The organism is Streptomyces sp. NPDC054887, assembly GCF_053610585.1.
The window spans coordinates 115562-122603 of sequence record NZ_JBSGYQ010000007.1 but is presented as its reverse complement, the minus strand read 5'-3'; the positions used below and the strand labels follow the sequence as shown (position 1 = coordinate 122603).

6 protein-coding genes are annotated in these 7042 nt (G+C 74.4%); 2 read left to right on the top strand and 4 right to left on the bottom strand.

The window, feature by feature from the left end; translation table 11 throughout:
• On the top strand, positions 1-1432 hold a 1432-nt coding region (locus ACWGH0_RS06215; protein ID WP_453402960.1), incomplete at its 5' end, for an SUKH-4 family immunity protein.
• A 353-nt stretch (positions 1433-1785) separates the two neighbouring features.
• Positions 1786-2667: a cellulose-binding protein gene (locus ACWGH0_RS06210; protein ID WP_453402959.1), complete on the top strand. Its 882-nt coding sequence runs from the start codon at positions 1786-1788 to the stop codon at positions 2665-2667.
• A 61-nt stretch (positions 2668-2728) separates the two neighbouring features.
• Here ACWGH0_RS06210 and ACWGH0_RS06205 read toward each other — a convergent pair whose 3' ends face one another.
• From ACWGH0_RS06205 to ACWGH0_RS06190, 4 genes are all read right to left on the bottom strand, one after another.
• A complete protein-coding gene (locus ACWGH0_RS06205) occupies positions 2729-3118 on the bottom strand; it encodes a thiol-disulfide oxidoreductase DCC family protein (protein WP_453402958.1) in 390 nt (129 codons plus the stop codon).
• 36 nt (positions 3119-3154) lie between these two features.
• Positions 3155-4783 (bottom strand): sodium/solute symporter, encoded by a 1629-nt coding sequence (locus ACWGH0_RS06200; RefSeq protein ID WP_453402957.1) that lies wholly within the window; start codon positions 4781-4783, stop codon positions 3155-3157.
• A complete protein-coding gene (locus ACWGH0_RS06195; RefSeq protein ID WP_453402956.1) occupies positions 4780-5166 on the bottom strand; it encodes a DUF485 domain-containing protein in 387 nt (128 codons plus the stop codon). The genes ACWGH0_RS06200 and ACWGH0_RS06195 overlap by 4 nt, the downstream gene beginning before the upstream one ends.
• A 223-nt stretch (positions 5167-5389) precedes the next feature.
• Positions 5390-6871, bottom strand: coding sequence for an MFS transporter (locus tag ACWGH0_RS06190; protein WP_453403011.1), 1482 nt, complete (start codon positions 6869-6871; stop codon positions 5390-5392).
• Positions 6872-7042: the final 171 nt, after the last annotated feature.

Here is a 7042-nt window from a genome sequence, read left to right as displayed (position 1 = left end):
CGATCCGAGTCAGGGTGGGGGGATGCCGGGGGTTCCGCAGCCTCCTGGGCCGCCGGGTGCTCCCGGTCAGCCGACGCCGCCCGGTCCTCCCGGTCCCCCCGGCCCGCCTGGTGGTGGTGTGCACCATGCGGCGACGATGTTCGCCGATCCGAGTCAGGGTGGGGGGATGCCGGGGGTTCCGCAGCCTCCTGGGCCGCCGGGTGCTCCCGGTCAGCCGACGCCCCCCGGTCCCCCTGGTCCCCCCGGTGCGCCCGGTGGTGGTGTGCACCACGCGGCGACCATGTTCGCCGACCCGAGCCAGGGCGGCGGCATGCCCGGCGCTCCGCAGCCGCCCGGTCCGCCCGGTCCGCCCGGGATGCCGCCCGGCGCGGCGCCGATGGGTCCGCCGGTGCCGCAGGCCCCGCAGCACCAGGGCTACGGCTACCCGCAGCCCGGGCCGACCGGGCTGCCGACGGTCGGTCCCGGCTACCAGGCCGTACTGCGCTACCGCGCGCAGGACGGCAGCGAGCAGCAGCTCATCCGCCGTTCCGCGCCCGGCACTCCGCACCCGGAGTGGCAGATCCTGCACGAGCTGCGCGCCATGAACGTGCCGCCGCAGCAGGTGCTGGAGCTGCACACCGAGCTGGAGTCGTGCGAGTTGCCGGGCGGTTACTGCGCCCGGATGATCCGCGAGACCTGGCCGCAGGTGCGGATCACGAGCGTGGCGCCGTACGGGAAGGACCACGCCAGCCGTCAGCAGGGCATGCGGCATCTCCTCACTCACCAGGGGGAGTTGCACCAGGTCGCGGACGGGCCGGCGCGCCCCGCGCCGGTGCGGGTGCCGCTGCCGCCGCCGGGTCAGCTGATGCAGGCGCCGCCCATTCCGCCGGAGGGGGTCGCGCACGAACTGCTCGGGGCCTTCGGGCCGCAGGGCGTGTTCCGGTTCGACCAGGCCGCGGTGTCGCGCCAGGGCGTACCGGAGATCGTGGCCCGTACGCTCGTCTGGGCGGGGCTGCCCGTCGATTTCGGGCCGTTCTTCTGGGCCCAGGCGGTGCCCGGCCAGCCGGTGCCCACGCTCGCGGAACTCGCCGCGCAGCGCGGGGTGCAGCCGGCGCCGGACGCGGGCTCGTACCTCGTCATGGGCAGTGACTTCGGGCGGGCGATCTGCGTCCAGTACGGCACGGCGAACATCGTGGCCGTGCCGGTGGAGGCGGGGCCGGGCGGCCGGCCCGTGCCGCCGCAGTTCGTGAACACGGGGCTGCCGGAGTTCACCCGTTCGCTGGCGCTGCTGGGCCACATGTGGCGGCTGCGTTTCGGTCTCACGCCCGAGCAGGCCGGCCGCTGGACGGTCGACTTCCAGGCGCAGCTGGCCGCGCTCGACCCGGCGGCGCTGGCGTCGCCGGAGAGCTGGTGGTCGGTGCTGCTGGAGCAGATGTGGGACGGGCTGCTCTGACGGTACGAGGGGCTGCCGGCCCGGGGGCCTGACGGTCCAGGGGCCGGGGGCCCGACATGGTGCAGCGAGGGGCGTCCGGCCCGGGAACAGGCCGGGCGCCCTTTCCGCTGCCCGTACGAAGCCCTCCCTCCTGCCGGTGACGGCGTCGTGCCCGTGCCGGCCGGGCGGCGGCTGAAAACCTGTGTGACGCGTTGTGGGGCGACTCCTCGCATTCCGACTTTCGGCGGCAATTGGCGCATCCTTGACCGGACGGTCGGGCGGAGTGTCGGGTTTTGAGCGCTTGAACCTGATCCGCCAAGATTGCGACGGATTGTGTTGCGCGTCGGAGAGAGGCTTCAAGGATGAGTGCATCGGTGGGACCGTCACCTCACGGCTTCGTCGCCGGACGGGGCCGCGGCTACCGTCCGGACCAGGTGGAGCGGTACGCCGACGGCCTCTCCCAGGAGCGCGACGCCGCCTGGGAACGCGCCGCACGTCTGACCGTCCTCAGCAAGGAGATGGAGGCCGAGTCGGCGCGGATGCGCGAACGGGCCGACGCGCTCGCCCCGCAGACGTACGAGAGTCTCGGCGCGCGTGCCCAGCACCTCCTCGCGGTCGTCGAGGAGGAGGCGGCGGAGCTGTCGGCCACCGCGCGCGACCGGGCCCAGGCGCTTCGCGAGCAGGCGGAGGCGGCGGCCGCCGCGACCCGTGACGCGGCCCGCGCGCACGCCGAGACGGTACTGGCGGACGCCGACGCCCGGGCCCGGCAGATCCTCCTCGGCGCCCAGCGCACCGCCGACGAGGTCAGGACCGGGGCCCGCAGGGACGTGAAGGCGTGGCGGGCCGAGGCTCTCGCGGCGCTCAAGGAGACGCGGCAGCGGGCGGCGGGCCTGCTCGCCGACCAGGAGCGTGAGCACGCGGAGCGCTGGGAGGGCGCCGAGCGGGAATTCGCCGCGCGGGCGGCCGAGTTGGACGCCCGGCACGCCGAACTCGCGGCCCGGGCCGAGGGCGCTCTCGCGGACGCCCGGCGGACCCTGGCCGAGGCGGAGGAGGCGGCGCGGCACGGCCAGGAGAACGCGGAGGCGCGGGCGGCCGAGCTGCTCGCGGAGGCCCGGGTGCGGGAGGAGCGCGTCGTGCGCGACATGGAGCGCGTCCTGCGGGAGCACGACGACGCGCGTGAGGAGATGCAGGCCCACATGAGTCACGTGCGCACCAGCCTGGCCACGCTGACCGGCCGCGCCCCGGCGGAGGGCTGAGCCCCGCCGGCCGGTCCCGCCCGTAACCGCCCCGGGGCCCGCCCGGTGTGCATCCGGCCCGTCAGGCCGGCGGGCGGCGGCCGGGTGGGAGGGTGCAGGCGGGGGTGCCGCCCGGGAGGCGGGCGCGGTGGTTCGCGATCAGGCGGTACGCCCCGTGGGCCGCCCAGCGCAGGGGCGGCAGCGTGAGCAGCGCTCCCAGTACGGACCACCCCCGGCCCGCGCTCAGCAGCAGCCTGGCGACGGCCTGCGCGCCGCCGTGCACCGCGCCGGTGGGCGTCACCCACAGCGCCTCGTGCTCGGCCCGGCGCCGCGTGACGCCGAGGGCGTCCAGGTCCGCGAACTGCCACGGCGTCGTCGCGCACCGGGGCCGCACCCACCGCCGCACGTACCGCACCGAGGTGGTGCAGAACGCGCAGTCGCCGTCGTACACGAGCACGGGTTCGGTCCGCATGCCTCCATGGTGCCCGTCCCGGCGGTGTACGGGCGCCTACTGCGCCGAGGGCCCGTCCGGCGCTCCGTCGCCCGGGCCCGCCAGGATCCGCGCCTCCACCGCCTCGTACTGGCGGCGCTGCCGCTCGCCCTCGGCGCGGCGGCCCGCCACCGTGCCCAGCCAGCCCATGAGGAAGCCGAAGGGGATCGACACCAGGCCGGTGGTGGTGAACGGGTACCAGTTGAAGTCGTGGGCGGGGAACACCGCTTGCGGGGAGCCGGAGACCAGGTTGGTGCCGGTCATCAGGACGGCGACGCACAGCGTTCCGCCGACGAGGGTGCTCAGCAGGCCCGCGCGGGTGAAGCGGCGCCAGAAGAGGCTGTAGACGAGGGCGGGGGCCAGTGCGGAGGCGCCGATGCAGAAGGACAGGGTGACCAGCGGCTGTACGTTCCAGTGGCGGGCCAGCACCGCGAGGACGATGGCGGGGATGCCGACGGCGACCGCCGCCCCGCGTGCCAGCGCCGTCTCCGTCGTGTCGCGCGGCCGGGCCGAGGCGCGGACGCCGTGGGCGAAGAGGTCGTGGGCGAGGGAGTTCGCGCAGGCCAGGATCATGCCGGCGACCGATGCCAGCAGCGTCAGGAAGATCGCTGTGGTGACGGAGGTGAAGACCAGCGCTTCGAGCGGGGCGTCCGTACCGCCCACGAGTGCCTGGCCGACGAGGAGGATCGACGTGTTGCCCTGCGGGTCGGACGCGGTGATCGCGCCCCGGCCGACGAGGGCCGCCGCGCCGAACCCGATCACGGCGATGAGCAGGCAGAAGAAGACCACGGCGGAGACCGCCCACGACATCGAGCGGCGTACGGCCAGGGTGTCGCGGGAGCTGTGCAGGCGCATCGTGACGTGCGGCAGGCAGGCCGCGCCGAGGACGAGCGTCAGTTCGGAGCTGACCATGTCGAGCCCGTTGCCGCCGAACTGGAGCCCGGGGCGCAGGAAGGCGTCGCCGGCCCCGCTGCCGGTCTGCGCCGCGTCCAGGAGCCGCGTCGTGCTCCAGCCGAAACGGTGCAGGACGAGTACGGCGAGGACGACGCCCGTGCCGAGCAGGAGGACCGTCTTGATGATCTGGATGAGGGCGGTGCCCTTCATGCCGCCGATTGCGGCGTAACTGCTCATCAGTACGCCGAGGACGACGATGCAGCCGGTGCGGAAGCCGGAGCCCTCGAAGCCGAGGATGAAGGAGAGGAGGTCGCCCGCGCCGGCGAGCTGGACGACCATCATCGGGAGCAGCGCGGCCAGCGTGACGGCACTGGCGGTGACGCGTACGGCGCGGCTCGGCGCGCGGCGGGTGAAGGCGTCGCCCATGGTGAACCGGCCCGCGTTGCGCAGGGGTTCGGCCAGCAGGAACATCAGGAGGACGAGGGAGAGGGCCGTGCTGAGGGCCAGTACGAGGCCGTCGTATCCGGTGAGGGAGATGACGCCGACGGTGCCGAGGACGGTGGCGGCCGATATGTAGTCGCCGGCCATGGCGAGGCCGTTGCGCACGGGGGACAGGGAGCGGTAGCCGGTGTAGAACTCGGCGAGGTCGTCGCGGTCGGGACCGGTCATGACGCACAGCAGGAGCGTCGTGGTCGCGACGGCGATGAAGGCGGCCAGGGACAGCTCTTGGGCGGACTCGCCGAACCCGGTCACGGCGTCCGCCTCGCGCGGCTCTGCCCGCGCAGCTGCGCGGCGAGCGGGTCGACGCGGCGGCGGGCGGAGTGCTCGTACACGGCGATGGCCACGAGGGTCACGGGGAGCTGGCACAGGCCGAGCAGCAGGCCGGTGGTCAGGCCGCCGGGCAGTTCACGGCCCATCAGGCCGGGCGCGAAGCCGGAGAGGACCAGGAAGAGCGTGAAGTGGCCGAGGGCGGTGAGCGTGGCCACGCGGCGCAGGCGGCGGTACGCCGAACGGAGTCTGCGCAGGTCGCCGTGGTGGCCGGGGACGACCGGGTGCGCGGGTGCGGGCAGCGGGGGGACGGGCGGGGCGGGCGGGGAGCTCTGCCAGGGGTACAGGTATTCCGGGTAGTGCGACATGTGCGGCTTGCTCCTTGCGCGGCGGGGTCCGGGCGGACTGCAGGGAGAAGCGCGTCCGGGGCCGGGGAGCGGCGGCGGGGCGCTGGTGGGGTCGCGTACGTTACCCAGCGGTATGGGCGGCGGCGAGACTTTCGTACGAACTGGCGTGGCGCGCGCGGCGGTTACCTCAGGTAAGGAGAACGTTGTTCATTCTTACTGCGGGTAACCGACCGCGGGCGGGTGTTCACCGGTCGGCCGGCGTCTCCTCGGTGATCACGGGGAAGCGGCGCGGGGCCACGAAGACGAGCGCGAGCAGCGCCAGCGCGCCCGCCACGGCCGCGCCGACGTAGACGTGGTCGACGGCCGTGTCCACCGCCCGGCGCAGGTAGTCGGCCGCCTCCGCGCTGAGCGAGCCGGGGTCGGCGAGCGCGTGCGAGACGGAGTCGAGGTCGCCGGGGAGGCCGTCGCGGATGCCGTCGGGCGCGGCGGCGAGCCGGGACGCGAGGGTGGCGTTGGCGACCGCGCCGAAGAGGGCCGCGCCGACGGACTGGCCGACCTGCCGGCAGAAGAGCACGGAGGCGGTCGTCGTGCCGCGCTCGGCGTAGCCGACCGTCGACTGCACGCCGACGATCAGGGGCAGTTGGAAGAGGCCGAGCGCCGCGCCGAGCAGCAGCATGATCAGCGTGGGCTGCCAGGCGGCTCCCGGGAAGGGCAGCAGCGGGAAGGCGAGCAGGATCAGCGTCGAGCAGGAGATGCCGATGATCGCGGTGAGACGGAAGCCGATACGGGTGTACACGTGCTGGCTCAGGGCCGCCGACAGCGGCCAGCTGAGCGTCATGACGGACATGACGAAACCGGCGGCGATCGGGCCGAGCCCCAGGACGGCCTGGGCGTAGGTGGGCAGGAAGACGGTCGGCGCGACCATCAGAAGCCCCAGCGCGCCGAGCGCGAGGTTGACGGCGGCGATGGTGCGCCTGCGCCACACCCAGCCGGGGATCACCGGCTCGGCCGCGCGGCGTTCGATGACGACGGTGGCGGCGGCGAGCAGCGCGCTGCCGCCGAAGAGGGCCAGGGAGGGAGCGGAGAGCCAGGGCCACGCGACCCCGCCCTGGACGAGGGCGAACAGCAGCAGGCCGCCGCAGGCGAAGACCGCCAGCGCGCCGGCCCAGTCGATACGGGCGGCCCGGCTCTTCCCGGCGTCCGGCCGGGACGGTTCGTGCAGATGGCGGGCGACGAGCCAGAGGGCGATCGCACCGACCGGCAGGTTGATGAGGAAGATCCATCGCCAGTCGGCGTACGCGGCGAGCAGTCCGCCGACGGCCGGGCCCGCGACGGCCGACACGGCCCACACGGTGGACAGCTTCGCCTGGATCTTGGGGCGTTCCTTCAGGGGGTACAGGTCGGCGGCGATCGTCTGGACCGTGCCCTGGATGGCGCCGCCGCCCAGGCCCTGGACGACGCGGAAGGCGATGAGGCTGCCCATGTTCCAGGCGCACGCGCACAGCAGTGAGCCCAGCAGGAACAGGGCTATGCCGGCGATCAGGACCGGCTTGCGGCCGAACGTGTCGGAGAGCTTGCCGTACACCGGCAGTGTGACGGTGACGGCGAGGAGGTAGCCGGAGAAGAGCCAGGAGAAGACGGCGAAGCCGCCGAGGTCGCCGACGATCTGCGGGACGGCGGTGGACACGATCGTGCCGTCGAGCGCGGCGAGCGCCATGCCGAGCATGAGCGCGGCGACGACGGCGCCGCGCCGGTCCGCGCCGGGGGCGGCGGGCAGGGCGCCCGCGCCGCTTCCCGCTGCACCCGCGCTGCCGGTGCTCCCCGCACCCGTGCTGCCCGCACCGCCCGTACTTCCCGCACTGCTTCCGGCGCCGCTCACCAAGATCCCTTCACCGTG